25 protein-coding genes are annotated in these 25,755 nt (G+C 67.8%); 17 read left to right on the top strand and 8 right to left on the bottom strand.

What is annotated here, in order from left to right; translation table 11 throughout:
- Nucleotides 1-34: 34 nt before the first annotated feature.
- On the bottom strand, nucleotides 35-550 hold the full coding sequence (gene fldA / locus KBY77_RS06265) for a flavodoxin FldA (RefSeq protein WP_255102691.1): 516 nt from the start codon (nucleotides 548-550) through the stop codon (nucleotides 35-37).
- A 167-nt stretch (nucleotides 551-717) separates the two neighbouring features.
- On the opposite strand from fldA, the gene KBY77_RS06260 reads away from it, so the two are divergent.
- Nucleotides 718-1,014 (top strand): hypothetical protein, encoded by a 297-nt coding sequence (locus tag KBY77_RS06260; protein ID WP_255102690.1) that lies wholly within the window; start codon nucleotides 718-720, stop codon nucleotides 1,012-1,014.
- Between the two features lie 56 nt (nucleotides 1,015-1,070).
- Here KBY77_RS06260 and KBY77_RS06255 read toward each other — a convergent pair whose 3' ends face one another.
- On the bottom strand, nucleotides 1,071-2,096 hold the full coding sequence (locus KBY77_RS06255; RefSeq protein ID WP_255102689.1) for a chlorophyll a/b binding light-harvesting protein: 1,026 nt from the start codon (nucleotides 2,094-2,096) through the stop codon (nucleotides 1,071-1,073).
- A gap of 179 nt (nucleotides 2,097-2,275) precedes the next feature.
- Between KBY77_RS06255 and KBY77_RS06250 the strand changes: the two genes are divergently transcribed.
- Entirely contained in the window at nucleotides 2,276-2,500 is a 225-nt protein-coding gene (locus tag KBY77_RS06250) for a hypothetical protein (protein WP_255102688.1), read from the top strand.
- Between the two features lie 18 nt (nucleotides 2,501-2,518).
- On the opposite strand, the gene KBY77_RS06245 is transcribed toward KBY77_RS06250, so the two are convergent.
- Nucleotides 2,519-3,964 (bottom strand): NADP-dependent isocitrate dehydrogenase, encoded by a 1,446-nt coding sequence (locus KBY77_RS06245; RefSeq protein ID WP_255102687.1) that lies wholly within the window; start codon nucleotides 3,962-3,964, stop codon nucleotides 2,519-2,521.
- A 156-nt stretch (nucleotides 3,965-4,120) separates the two neighbouring features.
- Between KBY77_RS06245 and KBY77_RS06240 the strand changes: the two genes are divergently transcribed.
- From KBY77_RS06240 to KBY77_RS06200, 9 genes are all read left to right on the top strand, one after another.
- A complete protein-coding gene (locus tag KBY77_RS06240) occupies nucleotides 4,121-4,573 on the top strand; it encodes a hypothetical protein (protein WP_255102686.1) in 453 nt (150 codons plus the stop codon).
- Between the two features lie 78 nt (nucleotides 4,574-4,651).
- Nucleotides 4,652-5,365, top strand: coding sequence for a heme oxygenase (biliverdin-producing) (locus KBY77_RS06235; RefSeq protein ID WP_255102685.1), 714 nt, complete (start codon nucleotides 4,652-4,654; stop codon nucleotides 5,363-5,365).
- 54 nt (nucleotides 5,366-5,419) lie between these two features.
- Nucleotides 5,420-6,451 carry a glycosyltransferase gene (locus tag KBY77_RS06230; protein ID WP_261351921.1) on the top strand — a complete coding sequence of 344 codons (1,032 nt, stop codon included), beginning with the start codon at nucleotides 5,420-5,422 and terminating at the stop codon, nucleotides 6,449-6,451.
- Between the two features lie 96 nt (nucleotides 6,452-6,547).
- On the top strand, nucleotides 6,548-8,353 hold the full coding sequence (locus KBY77_RS06225; protein ID WP_315856460.1) for an ABC transporter ATP-binding protein: 1,806 nt from the start codon (nucleotides 6,548-6,550) through the stop codon (nucleotides 8,351-8,353).
- Between the two features lie 19 nt (nucleotides 8,354-8,372).
- Nucleotides 8,373-9,185 (top strand): 3-deoxy-8-phosphooctulonate synthase, encoded by an 813-nt coding sequence (kdsA, locus tag KBY77_RS06220; RefSeq protein WP_255102683.1) that lies wholly within the window; start codon nucleotides 8,373-8,375, stop codon nucleotides 9,183-9,185.
- Between the two features lie 14 nt (nucleotides 9,186-9,199).
- Nucleotides 9,200-9,763: an HAD family hydrolase gene (locus tag KBY77_RS06215; RefSeq protein WP_255102682.1), complete on the top strand. Its 564-nt coding sequence runs from the start codon at nucleotides 9,200-9,202 to the stop codon at nucleotides 9,761-9,763.
- Nucleotides 9,756-10,880, top strand: coding sequence for a hypothetical protein (locus KBY77_RS06210; protein WP_255102681.1), 1,125 nt, complete (start codon nucleotides 9,756-9,758; stop codon nucleotides 10,878-10,880). Before KBY77_RS06215 ends, KBY77_RS06210 begins: the two co-directional genes overlap by 8 nt.
- 8 nt (nucleotides 10,881-10,888) lie before the next feature.
- Entirely contained in the window at nucleotides 10,889-12,124 is a 1,236-nt protein-coding gene (locus KBY77_RS06205) for a hypothetical protein (RefSeq protein WP_255102680.1), read from the top strand.
- On the top strand, nucleotides 12,124-13,350 hold the full coding sequence (locus KBY77_RS06200) for a hypothetical protein (RefSeq protein ID WP_255102679.1): 1,227 nt from the start codon (nucleotides 12,124-12,126) through the stop codon (nucleotides 13,348-13,350). Before KBY77_RS06205 ends, KBY77_RS06200 begins: the two co-directional genes overlap by 1 nt.
- Before the next feature lie 25 nt (nucleotides 13,351-13,375).
- On the opposite strand, the gene KBY77_RS06195 is transcribed toward KBY77_RS06200, so the two are convergent.
- Genes KBY77_RS06195 through KBY77_RS06185 form a run of 3 tightly spaced genes read right to left on the bottom strand, consistent with a single transcriptional unit; the run spans nucleotide 13,376 to nucleotide 18,197 of the window.
- Entirely contained in the window at nucleotides 13,376-14,698 is a 1,323-nt protein-coding gene (locus tag KBY77_RS06195) for a CCA tRNA nucleotidyltransferase (RefSeq protein WP_255102678.1), read from the bottom strand.
- Nucleotides 14,692-15,774 (bottom strand): hypothetical protein, encoded by a 1,083-nt coding sequence (locus tag KBY77_RS06190; protein ID WP_255102677.1) that lies wholly within the window; start codon nucleotides 15,772-15,774, stop codon nucleotides 14,692-14,694. Before KBY77_RS06190 ends, KBY77_RS06195 begins: the two co-directional genes overlap by 7 nt.
- On the bottom strand, nucleotides 15,771-18,197 hold the full coding sequence (locus tag KBY77_RS06185) for a UvrD-helicase domain-containing protein (RefSeq protein ID WP_255102676.1): 2,427 nt from the start codon (nucleotides 18,195-18,197) through the stop codon (nucleotides 15,771-15,773). The genes KBY77_RS06190 and KBY77_RS06185 overlap by 4 nt, the downstream gene beginning before the upstream one ends.
- A 90-nt stretch (nucleotides 18,198-18,287) precedes the next feature.
- Between KBY77_RS06185 and KBY77_RS06180 the strand changes: the two genes are divergently transcribed.
- The 4 genes from KBY77_RS06180 to KBY77_RS06165 are packed head-to-tail and all read left to right on the top strand — an operon-like array spanning nucleotide 18,288 to nucleotide 21,999.
- On the top strand, nucleotides 18,288-19,007 hold the full coding sequence (locus KBY77_RS06180) for a glycosyltransferase (protein WP_255102675.1): 720 nt from the start codon (nucleotides 18,288-18,290) through the stop codon (nucleotides 19,005-19,007).
- Nucleotides 19,008-19,011: 4 nt separating this feature from the next.
- Nucleotides 19,012-20,070: a glycosyltransferase family 2 protein gene (locus KBY77_RS06175; protein WP_255102674.1), complete on the top strand. Its 1,059-nt coding sequence runs from the start codon at nucleotides 19,012-19,014 to the stop codon at nucleotides 20,068-20,070.
- Nucleotides 20,071-20,090: 20 nt separating this feature from the next.
- On the top strand, nucleotides 20,091-21,098 hold the full coding sequence (locus KBY77_RS06170; protein WP_255102673.1) for a glycosyltransferase family 2 protein: 1,008 nt from the start codon (nucleotides 20,091-20,093) through the stop codon (nucleotides 21,096-21,098).
- A gap of 28 nt (nucleotides 21,099-21,126) precedes the next feature.
- On the top strand, nucleotides 21,127-21,999 hold the full coding sequence (locus KBY77_RS06165; RefSeq protein ID WP_255102672.1) for a hypothetical protein: 873 nt from the start codon (nucleotides 21,127-21,129) through the stop codon (nucleotides 21,997-21,999).
- A gap of 11 nt (nucleotides 22,000-22,010) precedes the next feature.
- On the opposite strand, the gene KBY77_RS06160 is transcribed toward KBY77_RS06165, so the two are convergent.
- Both KBY77_RS06160 and KBY77_RS06155 read right to left on the bottom strand, forming a co-directional pair.
- A complete protein-coding gene (locus KBY77_RS06160) occupies nucleotides 22,011-23,075 on the bottom strand; it encodes a glycosyltransferase family 1 protein (protein WP_255102671.1) in 1,065 nt (354 codons plus the stop codon).
- Between the two features lie 8 nt (nucleotides 23,076-23,083).
- The gene (locus tag KBY77_RS06155; RefSeq protein ID WP_255102670.1) at nucleotides 23,084-24,025 is read right to left on the bottom strand and encodes a glycosyltransferase family 2 protein; all 942 of its coding nucleotides are present in this window, start codon (nucleotides 24,023-24,025) and stop codon (nucleotides 23,084-23,086) included.
- 22 nt (nucleotides 24,026-24,047) lie between these two features.
- Here KBY77_RS06155 and KBY77_RS06150 point away from each other — a divergent pair, with 22 nt between their 5' ends.
- A complete protein-coding gene (locus KBY77_RS06150; protein ID WP_255102669.1) occupies nucleotides 24,048-24,557 on the top strand; it encodes an HIT family protein in 510 nt (169 codons plus the stop codon).
- Nucleotides 24,558-24,585: 28 nt separating this feature from the next.
- Nucleotides 24,586-25,428, top strand: coding sequence for a 3-deoxy-manno-octulosonate cytidylyltransferase (gene kdsB / locus KBY77_RS06145; protein WP_255102668.1), 843 nt, complete (start codon nucleotides 24,586-24,588; stop codon nucleotides 25,426-25,428).
- Nucleotides 25,429-25,755: the final 327 nt, after the last annotated feature.

Below are 25,755 nucleotides of genomic sequence, written 5' to 3'. Positions count from 1 at the left end.
CAGCACGGTGTGATCAATCCCACGGGCGCAGGTTTCACACCAACTCGCGCCTCAACTGCTCCGCCCAGCGCCGCAGCCGTTCATCGGTGAGATCGGGCTCGGAGTCTTCGTCGATCGGCAGACCGCAGAACCGGCCGTTCAGCACGCTCTTGGAGCTGTTGTAGTTGTAGTCACTGATGTCCACATGGCCCACCAGCCTGGCACCGGCCCGCTCGAAGGCGCGATAGAGCTCTTCCATCGCATCACAGAAGTAATCCCCATAAGACGAGGAATCCCCCAGGCCCATGATCGCCACGGGCTTGCCCTGCAGCGGTGTCGTTTCAATCGCCTCCATGAGGGAATCCCAGGCTGTGCCTGAGCGCAGATCTTCGGCCCCCGTGTTCCAGGTGGGCGTGCAGCAGATCAGTGCCTTGCAGGTTTGTAGATCTGCAGTGTCGCTGATATCGGCCACATCCAGCACCGCCACTGCCTTCACCAGCGGTGCCAGACGATGGGCCACATCTTCGGTCTTGCCGGTGGACGTTGCGAAGTAAATAGTGGGCGCAAGCATGAGCAAGAGTGCTGGACACAACCACAAAAGTCTTGCCCACAATCTCTGTCCCTGGTCTCGGGAAGGCCACATCGGTCCGTGAGGTTGATCACCACGCTGCATGGCTCCAGATCACAAGGCCATCCTGCCAGGAGACCTACCTTGAGCACGATCTGCTGACTGGCAAGATGACCTCCTCTTCTCCATCCCCCAACCTCATGTTCTGGGGCTGGGTTAACGGCCCATCGCTGGCCTCGCCCAATGCGCTCCAGCTGCTCATGCGGGTGCGCCGCGGTGACGATCTCTCCACCATGTCCGAGGACTATCCAGAACTCACGACGGTGCAACTCGACCTCGCCCGTCATCTGCAGGCCCAGGAGTCTGAGCTCAACCGCCTCTATCAGGACATCCAGCGAGTCGAAGGCCACAAGCTTCAGCTCGAGCGCGAACTCACCCATTCCCTGCTGAGCCAGAACGCCGGCTGAGCCCAGCTGAAAGCCCTGGCTTCTAGCCAGGGCTTGAAAGAGAGCTCTGCTGAGCGTCAGGCCACCTCCAAGGCCTCCAACGCCTTGTTCACCCGCCTGAAGTCAAAGCCAAGGGCACGCAGGGCGTGCCAAAGATGCCCCTGCAGGAACATGAACGAGAGGAAGAAGTGGGCATTGGCCAGCCAGGCCCGGGCCGTGTGGGCCTGACCCGGCAGGCGGATCGTGTCGGCGAAATAAGGCGCCAGCGAAAACTGCAGGTTCAGGGTGGGGCCATACAGCTCCACGGGATAGATCGTGGCATTGCTGGCACACCACAGGCTGGTGACGAAGCCGGCCAAGGCCACACCGCCAATCGAATAGGACAGGATCGCCTCCGCCGAAAACAGCAGCAGCTTGCGGGCAAAGGGAAGGGGCGGCACCAGGATGTGCCAGACACCACCGGCGGTGAGCATCAGCGCCACCACCACGTGGCCGCCCACCACATCCTCCAGGCTGCTGATCGCGAGAAACTGCGTCTGGTACGACCAGATTGTGGCAAGGTCCACGTTCGGCTGCACCGTGCGCACAGTCTGGATGGCCGTGTCATAGAGGCCGTGGCGCTGGGCCCACTCCACCAGAGCCGTGGCGCCGAGGCCCAGAAAGATCAGATGGTGGCCGAGAATCAGGCCCAGCTGGCCAGGGTCATTCCAGTCGAAGTCAAAGCGCCGGGCCCCTCCCTCCGCCTCCGCCAGATCCACCGGGGCGCGGAACAGATGCCACATGCCACCGGCGGCAAGCACCGCGGCGCTCACGAGGTGAAAGGCGGCGATGGCCACGATCCCCTCAGGCTGGGAGATCACGCCGCCATCACCCACGCCGATTCCGAGGCGGGCGAGGTTGGGCAGCAGGATCAGACTCTGTTCGCCGAGTGGCAGATTCTGGGTATACCGGCTGAGTTCATAGATAGTGAAGGATCCGGCCCAGAACATGATCAGGCCAGCATGGGCAGCATGGGCAGCAATGAAGCTGCCCGACTGGTTGACGAAGCGGGAATTGCCGGCCCACCAGTCGTAGACCGGCTCCGGATTACCGTAAGACTGCATAAAGAATTTGCAGGGCCTGGTCAAGCTATTTGCGTGGCAAGAAGGGTGCGTGGGCAAAGCTTCTTAGTGGCGCATGGTTTCCAACGAGTCACCGTGGCAAAAGGTACGCCCCTCTGTTGGATTCTGTCGGTACCGTTCAGCCCCCGTCAGCCACAGTGCCAGGGTTCAATCCATGTTCCATGGACAAACCTGTTCCAGCCCGCTATAGCGGCCCTGAAGACCGCGAACGACGCATGCGCTCGATCACGGAGCTGCGCGACTGGTTCATGGAGCATCTCAGCGAGCTCTCCGCCAAAGGCCAGTACGCCGATGCCCGCGCCCTCAAGGCCGAGCACCTCGAGATCCTCGAGGCGGTGGATGCCACCCGCTTGCTCTGGATGATCGTGGAGCCCGATCCGGCCTGAGAGTCGAGGAGTTGAGCCTCAGCCGCCGAAGTGCCCCACCACGGCCTCAGCGAAGCCGGAGCAGCTCACGGGATCCACGGGCGGCTCCATCAGGCGGGCCAGGTCGTAGGTGACCTCGCCCTTGGCGATGGCGGCGCTCAGCCCTGCGGTGATCAGGTCGGCGGCCTCCTGCCATCCCAGATACTCCAGCATCATCACGCCACTGAGGATCACCGATCCGGGGTTGATGCGGTCCAGTCCGGCGTGCTTGGGGGCCGTGCCGTGGGTGGCCTCGAAGATCGCCGCAGTGTCGCCGATGTTCGCCCCTGGCGCCATGCCCAGGCCACCGACCACCGCGGCAGCAGCATCGGAGATGTAGTCGCCGTTGAGGTTGAGGGTGCAGAGCACCGAATACTCCTGGGGCCGGGTCTGGATCTGCTGGAAGATGCTGTCGGCGATGCGGTCGTCCACCAGCACCATTGATTTCCACTTGCCGTAGCCGTGGCTCTCGCCGATGGCATCGAGCACCCCCTTCACCTCGACGTCCACCGCCGCTTTTTTCTCGGGCGTGAGGCTGTCGTAGCCGGGCTCGATCAGGCGGGCGTTCTCCTGCACCGTGAGCCCATGGTTGCGGGCGAGGTTGTCGAGGATCCAGCTCTCGCGCTCGGTGACGCACACGTCGCGGAACTCGCTGGTGGCCAGCTCATAGCCCCAGTCCCGGAAGGCTCCTTCCGTGAACTTCATGATGTTGCCCTTGTGCACCAGGGTCACATGGCGCTTGGCGCCCTCCAGCCCCAGGGCGTGCTGGATCGCCTTGCGCACGTGGCGCTGGGTGCCGGCCTTGCTCACCGGCTTGATGCCGATGCCTGAGCCCTCGGGGATGCGGCGCTGGCCCAGCTTGCCGTTGGCGGGGATCACCACGTCGTTGAGGTGGGCGATCAGCTCCACGCACACCGGATCCGTGGCCTCCCACTCGATCCCCATGTAGATGTCTTCGGTGTTCTCCCGATACACCACCACGTCGAGATCCTGGGGCCGCTTGTGGGGGCTGGGGGTGCCGGCGTAGTACCGGCAGGGGCGCACGCAGCAGTAGAGATCGAAGATCTGGCGCAGGGCCACATTGAGCGAGCGGATGCCGCCGCCGATCGGTGTGGTGAGCGGTCCCTTGATCGCCACGCCGTACTGCTCGATGGCGGTCAGCGTGTCCTGGGGCAAATACTGATAAGTGCCGTAGAGCTCGCAGGCTTCATCTCCGGCGAACACCTTGAACCACTCGATGCGGCGCTCGCCCCCGTAGGCCTTGGCCACCGCCGCATCAAGCACCCGCTGCGTGGCGGGCCAGATGTCCACCCCGGTGCCGTCGCCGCGGATGAAGGGAATGATCGGGTCGTTGGGCACCACCGGCAGGCCGTTCTCGAAGCGGATGGCGCTGCCCGTGGTGGGCGGGGTCAGCTGGTCGTAGGTGGGAGCTGGGGTGGACGCCATCGGCGGCAGATCATGCGAGGTGAATGCGGATGAGTTGGGGTGGCCCGTGGTCATCCGCCGACCATGTCTCGCAGCGGCTGGCGGCACACTGCAGCATGGGTTCGGTGGGGCGAGCCTAAGTTCAGCCCATCCGCACGTCTGCTCAGGGGAAACGCCATGAATGCGGCAGACCTGGCCCGCAGTCCGGAGATGGCCCAGGCCATCGCCTCCGCGGCCGGCCTGTTCAGGCGCCATTTCCCCGATGCCAAAGCCAACCTCACCCCCTGGCGCGACGACCCCGACACCCGGCGTTTCGCCGAGGAGGAGTCGGTGGACCTGGCCTTTCATTTCCCGGGCTGGAGCCCGCGCCTGCAGTGCCGCAGCCTGCTGATGCAGCTGCGCCTGGCCGCAGCACCTGCGCCGGCTCAGGGACCGCCCCGTTTACTGGGAGTGGTGCTCAGCGGTATGACCTTTCAGGGGGAGCAGTGGCGGCTGGCCACGGTGGGCGACTGGCGTCCCAGCGGGCCCAATCTGCCCCAGGTCGAGGTGGTGGAGAAGCTGCAGCAGGTCTGCCGGGAGTTGTTCACCCTGCTGGCCCGCGACCCGGATCAGCAGGGCCAGGCCGCTTAAACCTTCGCAACCAACTCGGTACCCGTAACGCATATCAGCCCTACCTTGACTATTCCGTACAAACAGCACCCCGCTGAGATGGCTGTCGATCTGGCGTCCCAACTGCGCGAAGGCACCAAGAAAGCGCACACGATGGCCGAGAACACCGGCTTCGTGACCTGCTTCCTCAAGGGAGTGGTCGACAAGATCAGCTACCGCAAGCTGGTGGCCGACCTCTATTTCGTCTACAGCGCGATGGAGGAGGAGATCGGCAAGCTCAAGGACCACCCTGTCGTGGGGCCGATCGCCAGCGATGCCCTCAACCGGCATGCCGCCCTCGAGGCCGACCTGGCCTTCTACTTCGGCTCCGACTGGCGTCAGCAGGTGAGCCCCACCCCAGGCGCCGAGGCCTACGTGGCCCGCCTGCATCAGGTGGCGGCTGAATCACCCGAGCTGCTGGTGGGCCACCACTACACCCGCTACATCGGTGATCTCTCAGGCGGGCAGATTCTCAAGAACATCGCCCAGAAAGCGATGAATCTGGGTGACCACGATGGTCTGCGTTTCTATGAGTTCGATGCCATTCCCGATGAGAAGGCATTCAAGGCGAACTACCGGATCAGTCTTGATCAGCTGCCGATCGATCAGGCCATGGCCGATCGCATCGTGGCGGAGGCCAACCATGCCTTCCACCTCAACATGGTGATGTTCCAGGAACTGGAAGGAAATCTGGTGGCGGCCATCGGCAAGGTGCTCTTCGGCTTCCTCACCCGTCGTCAGCGCACTGGCAGCACCGAGGTGGTCGCCGCCTGAGGTCCGCCCCGGTCATGGCCTGAGCCAGAGTCTTTGGCGATCGAGCCGGTTCCCTTGCGTCCACTCCGATTTCTGGTGCCAGGCACCACCGGCCGCTTCCGCTGCGGCGGTCTGCAGGTGGAACTGCAGACCGCCCGCCTGACGGCCGCGCTGGTGCCCACCGAGGTGGTCACCTATCGCCAGCGGCAGACGGACAACCCCTTCCTGAGTGATCTGGTGCGCCATGAACCGGCGCCTGGATCGGCCCTCTGGATCGTGAGCTGGGGTTTCGACGTGCCGAAGCTGCTGGGACAGCTGAAAGGCCGGCCGGTGGCCTACCACGCCCACAGCAGCGGCTACGGCTTCGATCTGCCACCAGGGGTGCCGGTGCTGGCCGTGAGCCGCAACACCCTTGGCTACTGGGGCGACCGGGCCCCCCGCCAGCCGCTGTATCTGGTGCCAAACGCCCTCGAACCCCATTGGATCGACCGCGGTCTTGAGCGCGACATAGACGTGCTCGTGCAGGCCCGCAAGACCAGTGCCTACGTGCTTGAGACCCTGGTGCCGCTCCTGCGGCGAAGGGGATTGCGGGTGTACGTCCAGCGAGGCTGGGTGGACGACCTGGTGGAGCTGTTCAACCGCAGCCGAGTGGTTCTCTACGACTCCGCCGATTACTGGCGCGGCCGCGGGGTGAGCGAGGGCTTCGGGCTGCCGCCGCTGGAGGCGATGGCCTGCCGTTGCGTGGTTTTCAGCAGCCTCAACCATGCCCTGGCCGATTTCCTCGATCCGGGGCGGCTGGGCCATCAGATCGGTTGCGGCACCCTGGAGTCCGACCTGGAGCGGATCAGTGCGGCGGCGGCAGATCCCCAGGCCTGGCAGGCCGAGCCACAGCGGTTGGCGTCGTTGCTGGAGGCCTGCGGGGAGCCTGAGCTGTTGCGGCGCTGGTCCGAGGCGCTGGAGCTGATCGATCAGCACTGGGATCGTCTCCTGGGCCTGGGTCCGAGGGGCTCGTCAGGCTCAGGCGAGCCGCCATTGCGCTCACTTCCTCCCTGGCGCCTGCGCTGGCAGCAGCGTGTGGGGCGCTTGCAGGGCTGGCTGTCCCGCTGACCCTGGTCGGATTCAGTCACATACCGTCAATGCTGAATGGGCTCGGCCGCGCTGGGATCTCCGCTTCGATCGATGCCGCGTATGCGCAGCAGAACGGTGTCCCAGCTGCGCAGCCTGCTGGCTTACCTGCCGCCGGAGCGCCTGCGTGCCCTGACGGTGCTGCTGCCCCTCTCGATCATTCCAGGCCTGATCGACCTGGCCACCGTGGCGATGGTGGGCAGGCTGATGGGGGCGTTGGTGGGCACCAAGCTGCCGAACATGCTCCCCGGGGTGAAGGTCTTCGGGGGCAATCGGGTCGATCAGAGTCTCTGGCTGATCCTGATGCTGATCACCCTCTCCTGGGTGGGCTCCTTTTCCAAGGTGGGCCTGCAGTTCTTCCAGCAGCGCCTCACCGCCAAGATCTGGATCGATCTCTGCAACCTGATTCACTCCAGGGTGCTGGCCCAGAGCTATGAATTCCATCTCTCCAAGAGCACGGCCAAGCTTTCCACCCTGCTGCTGAGCCACATCAAGAAGACCTCCAATTCGGTGGTCAATCCTCTGCTGCGCATGGTGGGCAGCATCTTCTCCATCGTGTTGCTCTCCTTCGGGGTGCTGGTGGTGGGCCGCTGGCTGGCGGTGATCCTGATCACGTCGCTTGTGGGGGCCTACCTCACCTTGTCACTGGTGATCACCCCCTACCTGCGCCATGCCTCCAAGCAGAAGCTTCGACTGGAGTCGCGCAGCGCCCACATCCTGATGGAGTCGCTTGGATCAATCCGCGACATCCGTCTCACCGGTGCCGAGGGTTATTTCCGCGATTCCTTCGTCTCGACCGGCGAGAAGGCCAAGCAATACTCCTGGGCTTCCGAGCTGCTGCCCACCCTGCCGAGGATGCTGATCGAGCCCTTCGGTATCACCCTGATCTTTGCGGTGGGGGCCGTGCCGGCCCTGCTCAGCGGCGATCGCGACCGCATCATCCAGATCATTCCCTTCCTCTCCACCCTCGCGGTCGTGGCCCTGCGGCTCACCCCGCCCCTCCAGGACTTCTTCTCGGCACTCACCCAGCTGCGCGGTGGTCTGCCGGTGATGGAGAAGACCCTCGAATACCTGAACCTGCCCCCGGACCGGCCCACCCTGCACACCCCCGGTGTGCCCAGCCCTGAGGGAATCTTCCCCACCCGCACGATCCGCTTGCGCGACGCCTGGTACAGCTATCCGGGCAGCCATGAGCCAGTGCTGCGCGGGGTGAGCCTCTCAATCCCGGTGGGCTCCCGCATCGCCCTTGTGGGCTCCACCGGCAGCGGCAAGACCACGACCGCCCACCTGCTGCTGGGTCTCCTCCAACCGCAGCCGGGCTGCCTCGAGCTCGATGGCATTCCCGTCAGCGATCTGGATGTGCCTGCCTGGCAGGCAAGCTGCGCCCAGGTGCCCCAGTTCATCAACCTGCTCGACGCCAGCATTCTCGAGAATGTTGCCTTCGGTCTGAACGAGATGACCGTCGACACAGACGAGGTCTGGGATGCCCTCCATGCCGCCCAGTTGGCGGAATTCGTGAGTGAGATGCCCTACGGGCTGCACACGCCTGTGGGGGAGAACGGTCTCCAGCTCTCCGGTGGCCAGCGTCAGCGTCTGGCCCTGGCGAGGGCCTTCTTCCGCCGGGCCCGTTTTCTGCTGCTGGATGAGGCCACCAGCGCCCTCGACAACCGCACCGAGAACGAGGTGATCGAGGCCCTGGAGGTGGTGGGCCGCCGCTGCACCACCGTGGTGATCGCCCACCGGCTCAGCACCGTGATGCGTTGTGATCGCATCTACGAGTTCGAGGCTGGGCGGATCAAGGCCTCCGGTACCTTCGAGGAGCTACAGCAGCGGTCGGAGACCTTCAGGGATCTCGCCTCTCTGGAACGCAAGCTGGTCAGCTGACGCCCTTCTCCTTCCCCCCATGAGCTTCACCCTGATCGCCGGCCCCTGCGTGATCGAGAGCCCCGAGCTGGTGTTTCAGGTGGCCGAGCGGATGCAGACGATCGCCGAGCGGTTGGGCATCAACTACATCTTCAAGGCCAGCTTCGACAAGGCCAACCGCAGCTCCGGGGGCTCTTTCCGCGGCCCCGGCGTCAGCGGGGGTCTGGAGGTGCTCAAGGAGGTGAAGCAGCGCTTCGGCCTGCCGGTTCTCACCGACATTCACGAAAGCCAGCAGGCGGCCCCCGTGGCCGAGGTGGTGGATGTGCTGCAGATTCCTGCCTTCCTCTGTCGCCAGACCGATCTGCTGCTGGCGGCTGCCGAGGCGGTGCGTGGCACCGACAAGATCATCAACGTCAAGAAGGGCCAGTTCCTCGCCCCCTGGGATATGGCCCAGGTGGTGACCAAGCTGCGGGAGGCCGGGGTGGAGAACCTCTGGCTCACCGAGCGGGGCTCCAGCTTCGGGTACAACACCCTCGTCGTTGATTTCCGCAGCCTGCCCCAGCTGCGCGCCCTGGGTTGCCCGGTGATCTTCGATGCCACCCATTCGGTGCAGCAGCCGGGAGGCCGCGGCAGCAGCAGCGGTGGCCAGCGCGAATTCGTGGCACCCCTGGCGCGGGCAGCGGCTGCGGTCGGCATCGATGGCCTGTTCATGGAAGTGCATCCCGATCCCGACCGGGGCCTCAGCGATGGGCCGAACATGGTGCCGTTGCATCGGGTCGAGCCGCTGCTGGAGCAGTTGCTGGCGATCCGCGCCCCCCTGCAGGAGCAGGGGGAGGCCGTCACGGTGCTGTGAGCGGGCCTCTGGCCTTGTCCTGGCGCCAGCCGGCCCTGCTGGCCTGGCGCTGGCGTGAGCGGCTGCGGGGTCTGCGGCTGCTGGTGCTGGATGTGGATGGGGTGCTCACCGACGGGGGTCTCTGGACCATGGAGTCTGGGGAGGTGATCAAGCGCTTCGATGTGCGCGATGGTCTCGGGATCCGGCTGCTGCAGCAAGCGGGCCTCGAGGTGGCGCTGCTCAGCGGCGGCAAGAGCGGTGCCACCGAGCAGCGGGCCCGCTATCTGGGCATCAGCCAGTGCCTGACAGGCGTCAAGGACAAGCCCGAGGCTTTGGCACAGCTGCAGAGCAGCCTGGGCATGACCATCGCCCAGACCGCTTTTGTGGGTGACGACCTCAATGATCTGGCGGTGCGGCCGGGGGTTGGCCTGCTGCTCTGTCCGGCGGATGCGGTGAGTCCCCTGCGCCGTCAGGCCGATGCGGTACTCGCTGCCGGCGGCGGCCAAGGCGCCGTGCGCTCCCTGGCCGAGGCGATTCTGCGAGCACGAAACGAGTGGCGGGTGCTGAGCCGTGCCGGCTGGCGTGACCGCAATGGCTGAGCGCCGCGCGGGCCTGCGGGAGCGGTTGCGCGCCGGGTTGCGCCAGGCCGTCAGGGCCGGGCAGCTAGGGCCGATCGGACGGCTGGAGCGGCTGGACCGGGATGAGTGGCAGGCCCTGGCCGCCTACCGGGGACTGGTGCATCAGGCCTTCGGCCAGCGGCCCTTCGCCCCGCGGGTGAGCGCCGACCTCTGGGACCGTCATGCCTTCCGCTCAGCCATCTCCACCAAGCCGTTCTTCAGCCCGGCCAGGCGCGAGCTGGAGAACTCCTCCCACCACTATGGCCACGACATCCAGCTCAAGCGCCATGCGGGCCTGCCTTTGATCGGGGCGCCGCTCCCACACCTGCTGGAGCATGGCCTCAAGGTGAGCCGGGAGGCCACCTTCGAGAGTCCGCGCCCCTGGACCCGCGGTTATCTCTGCATGGGACCCCTGCGGGCCCGCTGGCTGCGGGAGCGTTTCGGGCTGCCAGCCCATGCCATCGGTCCCTGGATCGCCTACGCCCGGCCCCTGCTCACGGTCGAGGCGATCAGCCAGTTGCGCGCCGAGCTCGGCCCCACCCTGCTGGTGGTGCTGGCCCACAGCTGGGATCAGGTGGAGCGGCGCATGGATCTGGACCGCTGTGTGGCGGAGGTCCGCTGGCTGATGGAGGCCGGCGGTTACCGCTCGCTGATCTGGCTGCGCCACTGGAAAGATCCCGAACTCCTGCCGCTGCCGCCGGAATGGATCGTGGCCTGCAATGGGCATCGCTCCAACCCCTGGTTCCTCGACGCGATGCGCACGCTGCTTGCGCTCAGTGATGGTCTGGCCAGCAACGCCTTCGGCACCCACCTCGGCTATGGGGTGGCACTGGGGGCACGGCTGCACTGGATCGAGGCAGAAGCCGAGCAGGACCTCTCGGCCCTGGCCGGCGCCAAGGCTGAGGAGGAGGCCGGTGAGTGGGCCGAGCGGCAGCGCCTGAGCGCTCTCCTGCGGGAGGTGCTGGGGTCGGCGGAGCCCGGTTCCCAGGACAGCGTGCGACGCCTGCTCGATCCCTACTGGGGCTTCGATGAGCTGCAGCCGGCACCGGCCCTGCGTGATCTGTTGCTGGACCGGCGCCGGTCCGCTCCCGCCGCCTGAGCACCGTGATGGCCTTCCCGTCGGTCGCTCCGTTCCGCCTCGATCAGGTCACTGCGGCGCCGCTGTTGATGGCCGGCCTCTTTGCCGCCCAGCTGCTGCTGGCGGCCGCCATGGCCTGGGCGGGGGTACGCCAGCGGACGTCTTTCTGGTGGGCGGCGGCCCTGGCCCTGGTGGCCCTGGTGGGGCTGTTCTTCACCCTCGCCAGCTGGGGCAACAGCGATACCACCAAGCTGAGCTACTACTTCAGCTTCGATCTTTCCCGTGTCAGGGGGGAGGCCTTCTGGGTGCTGGTGGCCCCCTGGGTGGTGCGGCTGCCCTACCGCATGTCGGCGGTGCATGGGCTGGTGGTGGCCGGCTATGCACTGGCGCCGCTGTTGTTGGCATGGCGGTGGCAGGCCCTGGCCTGGGCAGGGTGGTGGAGCCTGTTGATCTGCTGCAGCCCACTGCTGCGCAACTTTCTCCAGAACGGCGTCAGCCGCCAGGCCCTGGCCACGCTGCTGCTGGTGCCTCTGCTGCTCTGGGCGGGCCAGCTGGCAGCGGTGCGGAGGCGCTGGGCCGTCCTGGCCGCCCTGCTCTCACTCACGATGCACACGGCCTTCGCGGGCTCCCTCACGCTGGCGCTTCTGCCGGGGCTCCTGGCGGGGCGGACCTCGACTCTGGCCATGCTGCGACGGCGTCTGCACCGGCCTGCCGGAGCGATCGCCCTGGTGGCCGTCGCCGCACTGGTCGCCGGCCTGGCGCTGCTGGTGGCTCTGGCCCTGCCAACGGCGGTGGAGAAACTGACGGCCTACGTGCAACAGGAGAGCTACTTCAACAAGTACCCCCTGGATCCGGCAGTGGAGAGGCTCCAGGGGGCGATGCTGCTGGGGCTGATGCTCGCCTGCTGGCGGCGGAGGCTGAGCTGGCGCACCTTGTTGAGCTGCGGTGTCACCCGTCAGCTGATCCTGTTCGGCCTTGTTTACCACCTGATGCAATGGTCGGTGCAGGCCGTATGGTTTCCGCAGATCACCAGTCGCCTCGCTGATGTGGTGGGCTTGTTTTTGTTGGTTGTGTATCTGGCCTGGTTGAACCGTTACCAATGCCATTGGGCGGTGCTGCCAGCTTTGTTTGTCACGGTTGATTACTGGTTGATCGAGCGCCTGCTGCCTTCGCGCCTGCTGCCCTGCGGCCTCGACGACAGTTTTCTCTGCGTTCCTGATCGCTGGCCCTGGCAGATCCGCTACTGGGATCTCCCCTCCCGCTGATGCTGTCTACGGCCTTTCCGCTCGAGGCTCCCTTCCGGATCGACCAGGTCACCCAGGCCCCGGGTCTGATGGCTGCCCTGTTCCTGGCCCAGGTGCTGATGGCGCTGTTGATCCACCTGGCCGGGGCTTACCGGCGGCCACGGCTGTGGTGGGGCGCTGCTGTGGTGCTGTTGCTGCTGGTGCTTGTGTTCTTCACCCTGGCCAGCTGGGGAAACAGCGACACCACCCGCTTTTCCCACTACATGGCGGTGGATCCGGAGCGTGGACCGCCGGAGCCCCTCTGGCGCCTGCTGCGGCCGCTGGTGCTGCTGCTGCCCTACCGAATGGCAGCCGTGCATGGCCTCGTGGTCGCTGGTTATGCGGCAGCACCGCTGCTGATGGCTCGGGCCTGGGGTGTGCCCGCCTGGGGCGGCTGGTGGAGTCTGCTGATCTGTTGCAGCCCGATGCTGCGGGGTTTCATGCAGAACGCCCACAGCCGTCAGGCGCTGGCGGTGCTGCTGCTGCTGCCACTGATGCTCTGGGCGGCCCGCCAGTTCCGCACCAAACGTCTCTGGCTGGGTCTGGGGGTAATCCTCTCAGCGCTCACCCACAGCACCATCGTCTGGAATCTGCTGATCAGCCTCACACCCCTGGCCATGCGCCTGCCGGAGTCGCTGGCTCTGGCGGCCGGGCGCTGCCGAGATGTCTGGTCGCTCGCCGGCTGGCGGCGCTGGCTGGTTCTGCTGTCGGTGCTCGCTGGTGGGGGCCTGATCACCCTGGTGGGGATCACGGCCCTCCAGCGCCTGCAGGACTACTCCTTCGATGCCTATTTCAGTATCTATTCGATCCGCAGGATCGTGGGCCGTCTGCAGCGCGCCCTGACCCTGGGTGTCCTGCTGGCCTGCGCCCAGAAGCGGCTCTCGCCCTTGCGGTTGCTGCGCTGTGAACAGACCCGGCTGCTGATGGTCTTCGGGGTGGCCTACCTGCTGATCCAGGCCTCGGTCAGGCACCAGTGGCTGCCCCAGGTGACCAGCCGCCTGGCCGACAGCGTCGCCTTCCTGCTGCTGATCAGCTTCCTTATATGGCTCAACCACTACGACGCACACTGGTGTGTCATCCCAGCGGTCTACGTCACGTTCCAATATTGGTTTGAGGGCCGAGTCCTTCCCTCCGCCGGCTTGGAGTGCGGCCAGAACGACGACTTCCTCTGCGTGCCTGATCGCTGGCCCTGGCAGGTGCGCTGGTGATCAGGCAGGGCATCCAGCCCAGTCCTCACCAGCGCTCCTGATCGAGCCGCTTACCGCGCAATTGGCGCAGCTTCTCCCCCAGGGCCGGACCTGCGGCGTACCCCGCTTCCAGCAGCTGCCGGGCGCTGGTGGGAGAGGTCAGGCAGCGCCAGCGCAGCAACCAGCGCAGCAGCCCCCGCCGCCAGACACCAGGCGGCCCGCTCACCAGCGCCAGGATCGCTGCTTCCGGCGTCAGCCCCCCCCGCTCCAGGGCCAGGCTCAGCTGCGCCGGGCTGACGCCTGGCTCAAGGCCGGGTCTCTCCAGCCAGTGGCGCAGCCGCACCAGGCCGCGCAGGCTCAGCTGGCTGCGGTGGGGCAGCTGCAGTTGGTCGGCCAGGGCGAGGGGATCCGCCAGGGGTGCCAGCAGGGCCACCATCAACCACTGCTCCTGGGGCCAGGGGGGTAACTGAGTCAGGGCCAGCAGCCGCTGGGCCCAGCGAAGCCGCCGCCGCCAGCTCCGGTCGTGCTGGAGAACGGGATCCAGCAGCTCGAGGGCCTGCCAGCGCTGCAGCAGCTCCAGGGCCCGCGGCCAGGGTTCGCGTCCGAGCAGCAGCTCCAGCTCCTTGCGCAGACGGCTTCCCAGGGAGGGGGGCACCCCTGGGCTGGCACTGGGTTTGGCCTCACCTCGGCGCCAGGGCCAGGCCGCGAGGGTGCGGCGCCACTGGGCCAGGGCCTCAGGCGCCAGCTCCAGGCCCAGCCGGGCGCTGTAGCGGGCCGCCCGCACGATCCGGGTGGGGTCGTCCTGAAGGCTGTGCCCGTGAAGGAAACGCAGGCGCCGGGCCGCCAGATCCTCCCGCCCGCCGAAGGGGTCCAGCAGCTGGCTTTCGAGGGCGTCGGCGTGGGCTGCCTCGGCCCGCTCCAGCTGCTCGGCATCCAGCAGCAGGGCGATGGCGTTGATGCTCAGATCGCGCCGCGCCAGGTCATCCGCCAAGGAGCCGTAGCAGACGCTGGGATTGGCGCCGGGTTCCTCGTACCACTCACGCCGGGCGGTGGCCAGATCCAGCAGCACCCCGTCGATGTCCAGTTCGGCGGTGCCGAACTCCTCGTGCAGCTGGCAGCGGCGCAGGCTGGAACCGAGCCGCTCGGCCAGCTGGCGGGCGATGCGGTGAGCGGCCGGCGGCCCGTTTTCAGGTCCTTGTTGCTCCACCACCAGATCGAGATCGGGGAGGCCCCGCCAGGGATCCCGATGTACCCGGTGCAGCAGCAGATCCCGCACGGCTCCGCCGACCAGGGCCACCGGCAGGGGGTCAGCGGCTTCCAGCACCAGCTGCAGTGCCCGCCGCAGGGGGGGATCGAGCTGGATCAGCACGGGGTCACCAGCCGCCGGGTGAGCCAGGCCATCCGCCGCGCCCGCACCAGCCGATGCAGGAATTCCAGGGGATGACGCTGGTAGCGGGGGTTATGGGTCCAGAGGGGCCGAAGGCTGAGCCAGACCACCTCGGCGCCGCTCATGCTGCGCACCCCATACAGCGCCGAGGTGAGGCCGGCCACCACCAGGCGCCGGCGGGGCGCCGCCTGCTGAAGAGTCCGCAACAGCACCTCCACAGGCACCGCGCTGCGCAACACGGCGGCCACCCCGGCCGGCGGTTCGGGACCGAAACTGCCGCTGGCCGGTGCCTTCGGGTGCTCGATCAGCAGCAGGCGATCCAGTGACGGATCGAAGCCCGGCAGCTGGGCGATCCAGGCATCGAGCAGTTCCGCTGGCAGGCGCTCCCCTGGGAACAGATGGGCCAGGTTGGGGAGGGAGCAAAGCCAGAGGGGCCGCTCTGGCCGGGTGGCAGCCAGACAGGCTTCCACGAACGGCTGGCAGGCTGCATCGAAGCTGGCCACCAGGGCTTCGAACAGTCGCGCGCGGGTGACCAGCGGCACGGGATCCACCGGCCCATGGGGGCGGTGCCAGTGCGGTTGGGCGCCTTCGAGCACGGTGTGCACCCGTCGGCCCGGCTCCGGGATCGGCCGGTTGAGCAGGCTGGGCAGGATCGCCTTCAGCTCGCGGGCGCAGCGGTAGTAGAGGCCCAGGCCATCGCCGCAGATCAGCCAGGTGGGGATCCCCAGCCGCTCGCAGGGGTCCCGCTGAACCTGCTGCCATTGGTTGTTGAGGCAGGCAAGGTCGTAGGTGCCTGGTTCGAGGGCCTCCGGCTCCCGCACGAGATGCACCGGAGCCATGGCTTCAGGATCCAGCTGGCGCAGCTGCTCCAGCCAGCGCTCGATTGCCCCGTGCTGCTCGGCCAGCCGCAGGGGATCCCAGGTGATGGCCCCGGTGAGCAGCAGAGCGATCTCCGCGGCACCCCCACCCAGCTCAGGCCGCTCCAGCACCACCGCCAGCTGGTTGACGAGATGGATCAGCCCTCCGCTGAGCACCAGCACCCTGGGAGCCGTGCTCACAGGGGCTCGATCGGTGCCAGGCGCGGATCGAGGATCTTCGGGCCCATGCCCGCGAACTTCACCGCGATCGAGATCTTCTCGCCGCTGCCGAACAGGTGGGTGATCGTGCCGTCACCGAAGCTGGCGTGGCGTAACTGATCGCCAATGGCCCAGGCCCTTGCCGGGCCCCGGCGGCGCACCGCATTGGTCGGGGCCGCGGCGCTGCCGCCGGCGGCCACCAGCTGGCTCTCCTCTCGATCGACCCTGGTGAGGCGATCCAGCCGCTGCTCCCGCCGGATGGCGGCACCACCGCTCTGGGGGATGTCTCCCTGCACCAGCTCAGGCGGCAGTTCGGAGAGGAACACCGACGGCACCGCCGGCTCGCGCATGCCACCCCACAGGCGCCGCTCACTGGCATGGGAGAGGAACAGGCGTTCCTTGGCGCGGGTGATGCCCACGTAGCAGAGGCGCCGCTCCTCCTCCAGGGCGGCGGGATCCTCCAGGGAGCGGTAGCTCGGGAAGAGGCCCTGCTCCAGTCCCACCAGGCACACCACGGGAAACTCCAGGCCCTTGCTGGCGTGCAGGGTCATCAGGGTGACCCTGTCCTGCTCGGTGTCCTTGCTGTCGGCATCGCTGGCCAGGGCAGCGGAGGCCAGGAAACCCTCCAGAGAGCCCTCCTCGTTCTCCTCCTGGTATTGCAGGGCGGCGTTCACCAGCTCCTGCAGGTTGCGGCGGCGTTCCTCGGCCTCATCGGTGCCCTCGGTGATCAGCTCGGCCAGGTAGCCGCTCTGCTCCATCACCCGCTGCACCAGCTCCGAGGGGGGGGCGTCCTGGATGCGGCTGTTCAGATCCGTGATCAGTTCGCTGAATTGCAGCAGTCCCCTGGCGGAGCGGCCCGCCAGTGAGCGCACCGCCTCCGCATCGTTCACCACTTCCCAGAGCGGCAGCCCCAGCTGGGCGGCGGCATCGGTGAGCCGCTGCACGGTTGTCTTGCCGATGCCGCGCCGGGGCACGTTCAGCACCCGCAGCAGGCTGACGCTGTCGGCCGGGTTGACCAGCAGGCGCAGGTAGGCCAGCACGTCCTTGATCTCGCGACGGTCGTAGAAGCGCAGCCCCCCGACCACGATGTAGGGGATGCCCCAGCGCACCAGCGATTCCTCCATCGCCCGGCTCTGGGCGTTGGTGCGATAGAGGATCGCCATGTCACCCCAGCGCAGCTCGGGGTGGGCCGCCTCAAGCATGCGCAGGCGGTGCACCACCGCCTCGGCCTCGGCGATCTCGTCGTCGCAGCGGGTGAGGGTGATCGGTTCCCCTTCACCGCGGGTGGGGCGCAGCACCTTGTCGATGCGTTCGCTGTTGTGGGCGATCAGGGCGTTGGCCGCCTCCAGGATCGTGGCGGTGGAGCGGTAGTTCTCCTCCAGCTTCACCATCGTGCGGGTGGCCTCGTCACTGGCCCGATCGCCGAAGTCCTCCTGGAAACCCATCAGGATCGTGAAATCAGCCGCCCGGAAGCTGTAGATGCTCTGGTCGGCGTCACCCACCACGAAGACCGAGCGCTGGCCCCAGTCGTCGAAGTGCTCGGGATCGCGGCCGCCGGTCACCAGCAGCTTGATCAGGTCGTACTGGGTGCGGTTGGTGTCCTGGTATTCATCCACCAGCACATGGCGGAAGCGGCCGTGCCAGTAATGGCGCACCTGCTCGTTGCTCTGCAGCAGTTGGACTGGCAGCAACAGCAGATCGTCGAAGTCGAGGGCGTTGTTGGCGGCGAGGGCACGCCGGTAGAGCCGGTAGGCCTCGGCTTCCTTGCGGCCGCGCATCCCCTCGGCCTTCGCTTCCATCACATCCGGCAGCCAGCCCTGATTCTTGGCATTGCTGATGGCCCAGCGCACTTTCTTGGGCTCGAAGCGCTTGGGATCGAGACCCAGCTCCTGGGTGACGATCTCCTTGACCAGAGTCTGGGCGTCGGATTCGTCGTAGATCGAGAACTGCCGGGTCCAGCTGAGGCCTTCGGGGTCCTTGTACTTGTCGATGTCGAAGCGCAGCAGCCGCGCGAACAGGGCGTGGAAGGTACCGATCCAGAGCTCTTTGGTGACCTCCCGGTAGATGCGGTTACGAAGCTGCCGCTGCTGCTGGGGCTGCAAGGTGCTGAAGGGCTGGCCGAACTGGCTGCCGGCCAGCCGCTGGGCCAGCAGCAGCTCAAGCCGTTCCTTCATCTCCCGTGCCGCCTTGTTGGTGAAGGTGACGGCCAGCAGCTGGTGCGGATCGACGCCGTGGTGGCCGATCAGGTGGGCGATGCGGTGGGTGAGGGCGCGGGTCTTGCCGCTGCCGGCGCCGGCCACCACCAGCAGGGGGCCGTTGTGGTGATCGACCGCTCGGCGCTGCGCGTCGTTGAGGCCGGTCAGGAAGCCGCCTGAGCCTGGAGAGGTTGGAGGGGTGCGGTCCATGGGCTGAGCCTAGGGACCGTCGCTCTGGCGTCCGTGGCGGCACGCCTACATTCCTGCCAACGCCCGACCCGTCTCCGCCGCCCGCCGACGATGCCGCAGACCGTGACGCCGATCCCGATCTTCATTGGCTACGACCCGCGTGAGCGGGCTGCCACCACCGTGCTGATCGACAGCCTCTACCAGCACAGCAGTGCGCCGCTGGCGATCACACCCCTGGTGACCCCCCAGCTGGAGAGCCAGGGGTTGTACCACCGGGAGAAGGATCCGAAGCAGAGCACGGCCTTCTCCTTCACCCGCTTCCTGGTGCCCCATCTAATGGGTTATCAGGGCTGGGCCGTCTTCATGGACTGCGACATGCTCTGCCGCGGTGATATCGCCGAGCTCTGGGCTGAGCGCAGCGACGACTACGCCCTGATGTGCGTGCAGCACGAGCACGTGCCGGCGGAAACCGTGAAATTCCTCGGCGAGGTGCAGAGCGCCTACCCGAAGAAGAACTGGAGCTCCCTGATGCTGCTCAATTGCGGCCGCTGCCAGGCCCTGACCCCCGATTACGTCAACAGCGCCAGCGGCCTTGAGCTGCACCGCTTCCACTGGCTGGCCGGCGACCACGAGATCGGTGCCCTCGACGGTCGCTGGAACCACCTGGTGGATGTGCAGGCCGCCCCGACGGCCGCCGTGGCCGAAGGAGGCCCAACCCTGCTCCACTGGACCTTGGGAGGGCCCTGGTTCCGGGAGCAGCGCACCATGGGCGGTCCGCTGGCGGCGGAATGGTTCTCCGCCCGTGACGACGCCCTCAGGCTCTGGGACTGACCTGTTGACAGCGCGCGAGACGGAGCCGACGGTGCCGGCGCTGAGCGTGGTCACGGTCTGCATGAACCGCCGCGACCACCTGCTGCGCTCCGCCGCCGCCCTCAGTCGCTGGCCCCATCACAACGAACACCTGATCGTGGACTGGAGCAGCACCGAGCCCCTGCGCCGCGAAGACCTGCCCGCGGATCCCCGCCTGCGGCTGCTGCGGGTGGAGGGGGAAGACCGCTGGAACCTTTGCCGCGCCTACAACTTCGCCATCTCCCGTGCCCGCGGTTCCCTGTTGCTGAAGCTGGATGCGGATTGCTGGCCGAGCGAGCGATTCGATCCTGCCGCCGCCGCGTTAATGGTGGCTCTCGAAGCCCCTGACCCCGTCCTGGGAGCCGTCGACCAGACGAAGCTCTGTGCCCTCGGCAGTGGGCCTGAGGGCCGCAAGGGCCAGTTCCTGATGGACCGCTCCCTGCTGGCGGAGGTGGGCGGTTACAACGAAGTGCTGGTGGGCTACGGCTTCGACGACAAGGACCTGGCGGCGCGGCTGGTGCAGCGTCTCGGTGTGGAGCCGGCCCGTATCCCCGCTGACTGGCTGGTGGTGATCCCCCATTCCGATGAGGAGCGGGCTGAGCAGGCTCCGTCCGCTGGCCCCTTCGGGCTGCGGCGCTCCCAGGGGTTCGCTGCCATGCGGGCCTCCCGCCTGGCCAACCGGTTGCTGGCTGCCCAGCAGCCCTGGGGCCGGCGCTCTCGTGCCTCCCGCTACCTGGAGCAGCCCCAGGGTGTGTGGCGGCTGGAGCCGGGCAGCCTCCCCCAGCCCTCCCCGGCGCTGCAGAAGGAAGTGGAGCACGCCCGGCGCATGACCTTCTGGGGAACCTTCCTGGCGATTCCGGAGGTGTTTCTCGAGCAGATGCCTTACCCCCTGCTGCCCCCGGCACGGGGTGGCCCCTGGCCGGTGCGCTGGTGGCATCGCCTCTACTGGTTCAGCGGCCGCCAGCTGCTGCAGCTGCCTGTGCTCGCCCTGGCCCTGGTGCGCGAGGTCTTGCAGCTGGTCCGCCGCCGCCGGGAACGCCGCTGAGTCCCGTTCCTACATTGAGCGTGCCATCTCCCGTGGGCGCGATCCCCTCCCTAAGCCTCGTCACCGTCTGCATGAACCGGCGCGAGCACCTGCTGCGCTCTGCCGCCGCGGTGGCAGCCTGGCCCCACCACCAGGAACACCTGGTGGTGGACTGGAGCAGTGACGAGTCCCTGCGCCGCTCCGATCTGCCGCCCGATCCGCGCCTGCGTCTGCTGCGCGTCGAGGGGGAGACGCGCTGGAACCCCTCCCGCGCTTACAACTTCGCCCTCGCCCAGGCCCAAGGCGATCGGCTGATCCGCATGGACGCCGACTGCTGGCCCACGGCCGGCTTCGATCCGGAGGCTCTGTTGGCGGATGGATCCCTTTGGGTGGGCACCGGCACCGAGGGCCGTTACGGCCAGTTCCTGATGCCTCGAGAGCGCTTCGAGGCGGTGGGAGGCTTCAACGAGTGCATGCTGGGCTGGGGCTTCGAGGACAAGGACCTGCGCGCCCGGCTGGCCTTCCAGCAGGGTTGGTCCCTGGGGGAGATCCCGGTCGCCGCCATCGGGGTGATCACCCACTCGAACGAGGAGCGCATGGGCCAGCTGCGGGCGAATAGCCGCGGCAGCCTGCGCCACAGCCTTGGCCTGGCCACGATGCGGGCCTCCCGCCTCGGCAACCGCCTGGTGGCGGCCCACTGCCCCTGGGGCACCGCCAGTCGCCGGTCCCGTTATCAGCAGATCCAGCCCGGCCTCTGGCGCCTGGAGCCCGGCAGCCTGCCGAAGCTCCCGGCGGACACCGCCGATGAAATTGATCACGCCCGGCGCATGGCGTTCTGGGGCTGCTTCCTGGCCATCCCCGAGATCTTTCTGGAGCGGCTGCCGATCAAGCTGGTGCCCCTCGATCGCCACGGGGTCTGGCCGGTGCGCTGGTGGCATCGACTGCACTGGCAGACGGGCCGGCGGTTGCTGGAGCTGCCGGTCTGGTTGCTGTCCCTCGGCCGCGGCCGTCTGCAGGGCATGAAGCGGGTGGCCGGACGGCCGTCGTGAGCGCAGACCCACCCGCCCCAGCGCTCCTGTGATCCGCCTCACCTTCGTCTTCAACGGGATCCACCTCGAGGCGGCACGGCGTCTGCGCCGGCGAGCGACGCCGGATTCGTCGTCGCGTCGGCACTGGTCCATGCCGGTGCTGCAGGTGCTGGTGCTCGAAGGCAGCCGCCTGTGCCTGGAGCGCGATGACCGGCAGCTCTGGCCCCTGCGCCTGCGGATCCAGCCAGTGGTGATGGCTGTCCTGGCCCTGTTCACCACCCTCGGGCTCGTCGCTGAGGTGCGGCTGCCCCACCTCCGTGGTGCGGGCCGCGCCCTGCGCTGGCTGGTGCGTCGCTGCCCCCGCCTGTTTCTGCTCGATGACGGCCTTGATCAGTACCGCGGCCAGCCCCGGGCCCTCGACCCCGGGTGCTTCCCGCCGGGAACTCCCCTCGCCCTTTTCTCCGACCAGCGCGAGAGCCGGGCCCCCTGGTGCGAGCGCTTCCACGTACTGGAGCTCGGGCCGCTTTATCGGGCCGCGCCCGGGTCCGGTGCCCCCCCAGCAGGTGCACACCCGGGCAGCCTGATCGTGGACTCCCCCGGGGTGGAGCGGCTGATGGCGATGGGGTATGAGCTGCCCCGGCCGTGGCAGCTCATACCCCATCCGGTGCGCTCGAAACGGTCGTGGCCGTTGCCGTGTGAAATCACCCCGGCGGGGAGTGAAGTCCAGATCGCGCTGGAGCAGCGCATCGCCCGGTTTTCCGGCCTGATCGTGGTGGGGGAGAGCATGGCCCTCTTGGCGGCCCTGGCCCTGCGTCCGGCTGGATCGCCCCTGCTGGTGGCCCTGCCGCCCAGCAGTGATCCTCACCTGCGTGCTTTGGTGACTCGCCTGGCCAGCAGGGATCCGGCGGTGAGTCTGGCCTGACCCGGTTCGGCTCAGGCCAGTTTCCGCAGCAGTTCCTCCACCGCTCGGCCGGTGTCCGCCCAGCGAAAGCGGGTGGCCTGGAGCAGGCCCGCCTCCCCCAGCTGAGCGGCGAGGGCCGGCTCCTGGACCAGGGCCGCCATGGCCGAGGCGATGGCGGCCACCGAGCGGGGATCCACCCGCAGGGCCGCCTCTCCCACCACTTCCGGCAGGGCCCCGGCCTCGGCGGCGATCACGGGGGCGCCGCAGGCCATCCCCTCCAGGGCTGGCAGCCCGAAGCCCTCCCAGAGGCTGGCCATCACCAGCCCACGGCAGCGGTTCAGTAAGTCCAGTCGTTCCTGGTCGCTGACCCAGTCGCGCCAGTCGCAGCGGCCGGCGATGCCCAGCTCACTGGCCAGACGCCGCAGGCGGGGGGTGTAACGGGGATCCTGGGGGCCCACCAGCGCCAGGCGGTGGTCGCGGTCGCACAGATCCGCGAAGGCCCGCAGGACCCGCTCCAGATTCTTGTGCGGGTCGTGGCGGCCGAGCACCAGGAAAAACGGTTGCCGCTCCAGCCCCAGGGGCCGCAGCAGCCCCGGGCTGAATCCCAGCCGGATCGGCACCAGCCGCCGTGCGGGCACTCCCAGGCGCTGATGCACCTCCCGGGCCGTGGCTTCGGAGTTGCAGAGGACGCGCACGGCCCGGTGCAGCACCAGCGGCACGTAGGCCAGGTGGTACGCCAGCAGGGGGGTGAGCTGCGGGTAGCGGAGAGGCAGCAGGTCGTGGGCGAGCACCACTGAGCGCACCCCCCGTCCCAGGGGGGCTTCCGGAAGGGGCGAGAGCAGCAGCGGTGCCCCGCTGCGGCGCAGCAGTTTCGGCAGCTCCCGCTGGGTCCAGAGCAGGCGGCGCAAGTGGCCGGCGCGGCCGTGCTCGGGCGAGAGGTTGGCGGGGATGGCAAGGCTGCCGGGGCGATCGCCGCCGCAGGGATCCAGCAGCGGCACCAGGGCCGGATCCAGGGCCGCCGCCAATTCCCGGGCCACCACGCCGATGCCGGTTGGCCGCTGCCCGAGGTAGCTGCCGTTGAAGAGGGCCAGGGGCATCACCGAACTCATCGCCTTGGGGGAACCGCCGGCGAAGCGGTGGGGAAGGGACCCATGGCCTCCGCCATCGCCACCAGCGTCGCCCAGCTGCGTTTCGGCCGCCCCGGCAGCCGCAGCAGCGTCATGAGCAGCAGCCTCAGGTTGCGCAGGGCCAGCACCCAGCCGGGTCGGTGGCGGCGCAGGAAGCGCAGATAACTCAGGGTCGAGAGCCGCTGGCGCCGCTCGCTGGGGGTGTGGCTGCCTGCACCCCTCTGGTGGATCACCGCCAGCGCCGGCCACCACAGCACCGGGGCGCCCGCCGCCCCCAGCCGCAGGCAGAGGTCCATGTCTTCGTAATAGAGGGGGAAGGCGGGATCGAAGCGAGCCGGGGGGAGGTGGGCGCTGGGCCGGATCAACAGGCTGCAGCCGCTCAGCCAGTCGAGCTGCATCGCGCTACCACCAGGGATGGCAGTGGCGACAGCAGAGGCGACAGCTGAGCCGACAGCAGAGGCCAGGCTGGCTTCACCCACCCGCCGCCGGCGGAAATCGAGGCCTGGATCGATCCAGCCGCCACTGGGCTCGAGTTCTCCGCTCCCGGAGCGCACAGCGGTGCCCAGCAGCGCCCGGGGCGGCAGTTGTGCCAGGACCTCGCTCAGCCGCTCCAGTTCATTGCCGGCCGGCAGGGCGGTGTCGGGATTGAGCAGCCAGATCCAGCCTTCCCAGCCCCGGCGGGCCAGGTGCTCGAAGCCCCGGTTGCAACCTGCCCCGAAGCCATCCCCTTCCCGGCCCGCCACCAGCTCCAGCTGCAGCCCACCGCCGGCGTTGAGGTCGCAGGCCCGCAGCGCCGCCGACTGCGGGCTGTTGTCCACCACCAACCAGCTGATCGGAGGCAGGCTCTGGCGGGCCAGATCACTCCCCAGCTGCTGCAGGGCGTCGAGGCTGTGATAAGCCACGCTGAGCACCACGGGCACGGAACCGGGAGGAACGGCAGTGATGAGCGAACCGCGGCTGAGCGCAGCTTCGCAGGATGGCCCCGGTCAGCCAAGCGACGAGCCCCCCTGTGGTATCTGTCGCCTCCATGGCGATGGGGAGGCGGTGGCCCGTGACGAAATCCTTCGCCAGGACCTCTGGCTGCTGCGCCACCACCCCCGGCCGGCCCCCCTGGCGGGTTGGCTGCTGCTGGATGCCCGCCGCCATCTCGGTGGACCGATCGACTTCCTGCCGGAGGAGGCGGTGGCCTTCGGCCCGATGCTGCAGCGCTGCAGCGCCTTAGTGCGAACACTCACCGGCTGCGGGCGGGTCTACACGATCGCCTTCGGTGAAGGTGCCCGGCATCTGCATGTACATCTCATTCCCCGCCACGGGGACGACCCTGGCAGTGAGGCCTGGAGAGTGGCGGACCTCTACCGGGCGGTGTCTGCTGGCGAGCGGGCCGCGGCGCCGGAGCGGCAGGTGGAGCAGCTGGTGCGCCAAGCCAGGGAGCTCACTGCTGCCTGGCGATAGGCTCCGCAGCAGCGACCGGGGCCCTGCGGTGAACGAGGCAGACCTGCAGCAGGAGGCAGCGGCCCCATGGCGTTGCCTGGTGGCGGTACCCGCTCGGCTCGAGTCTTCCCGGCTGCCGAACAAGGTGATGGCCGAAATCGGCGGGCAGCCGATGCTGCGGCGGGTGCTGGAGTGCTGCAGCCAGTCCCGGCGGGCCGCAGCGGTGGTGCTCTGCACCGACAGCGACCTGCTGCGGCAGGAGGCCGAGGGCTGGGGCTTCCCCGTCCTGATGACAGCGGCTTCATGCAGCTCCGGCAGCGAACGCCTCGCTTCGGTGGTGGACGAGCTCACGGCCCTTGCAGCGACCGCAGTCGCCGGCGCGGAGGCTGCTCCGCCTGACCCTGCCCGCACGGTGATCATCAACGTCCAGGGGGATCAACCTTTCATTGATCCGGCGGTGATCGATGCGATGGCCGAAGCCTTCGCCGGCACCACGCCAGCCCCCGCCGTGCTCACCCCGGTGTACCGGATGGGTGCGGAGAAGGTGCACAACCCGAATGTGGTCAAAACGCTGCTGGCGGCGGACGGTCGCGCCCTCTACTTCTCCCGCTCCGCGATCCCGCATGTCCGTGGCGTCGAGTCCGCAGACTGGTCCCGGCACGCTCCCTACTGGGGGCACGTGGGCATCTACGGCTACCGGGCCGACGTGCTCGCCCGCTGGGCGCATCTGCCCCACTCACCCCTGGAGCACACCGAGAAACTTGAGCAGCTGCGGCTGATCGAGGCCGGCATTCCGGTGGGCACGTTCCCCGTGGACGGTGATTTCCTCTCGGTGGACACCGCCGAGCAGCTGGAGCAGGCCCGGGCGATTGCCTTGGCCCAGGGAGGTTGATGGCATGGCTCGGAGCTGAGGGTCGAAACCACACACGGATCAGCCACTTTCGTCACATCGTTTTGGTGACCAGAGCGACGTCCACTCTGCCGTCATGGTCCAATTGCGGGTAGCACTTGTTACCTGCAATTGTTCAGCTATGGATCAATGAGAGGGGCTCGTTCAAGATCTCTGTAGCAGCAGTGGTTCTCCCAGGGATCTGGCCATTTCCCGGTCGCGCTCTGAGGGACCCCACGACAGCTCCAGACCGCTGAGTTGTGGCCAGTGAGCACACACAATGCAACCAGAGCACCGGGGATAACGGGACATCTGGAACCAGATCGGCAT

This window comes from Synechococcus sp. Cruz-7E5 (genome assembly GCF_024345995.1).
In the GTDB taxonomy this organism is placed as follows: domain Bacteria; phylum Cyanobacteriota; class Cyanobacteriia; order PCC-6307; family Cyanobiaceae; genus Regnicoccus_A.
This window is presented reverse-complemented; position numbering and strand designations above follow the sequence as displayed.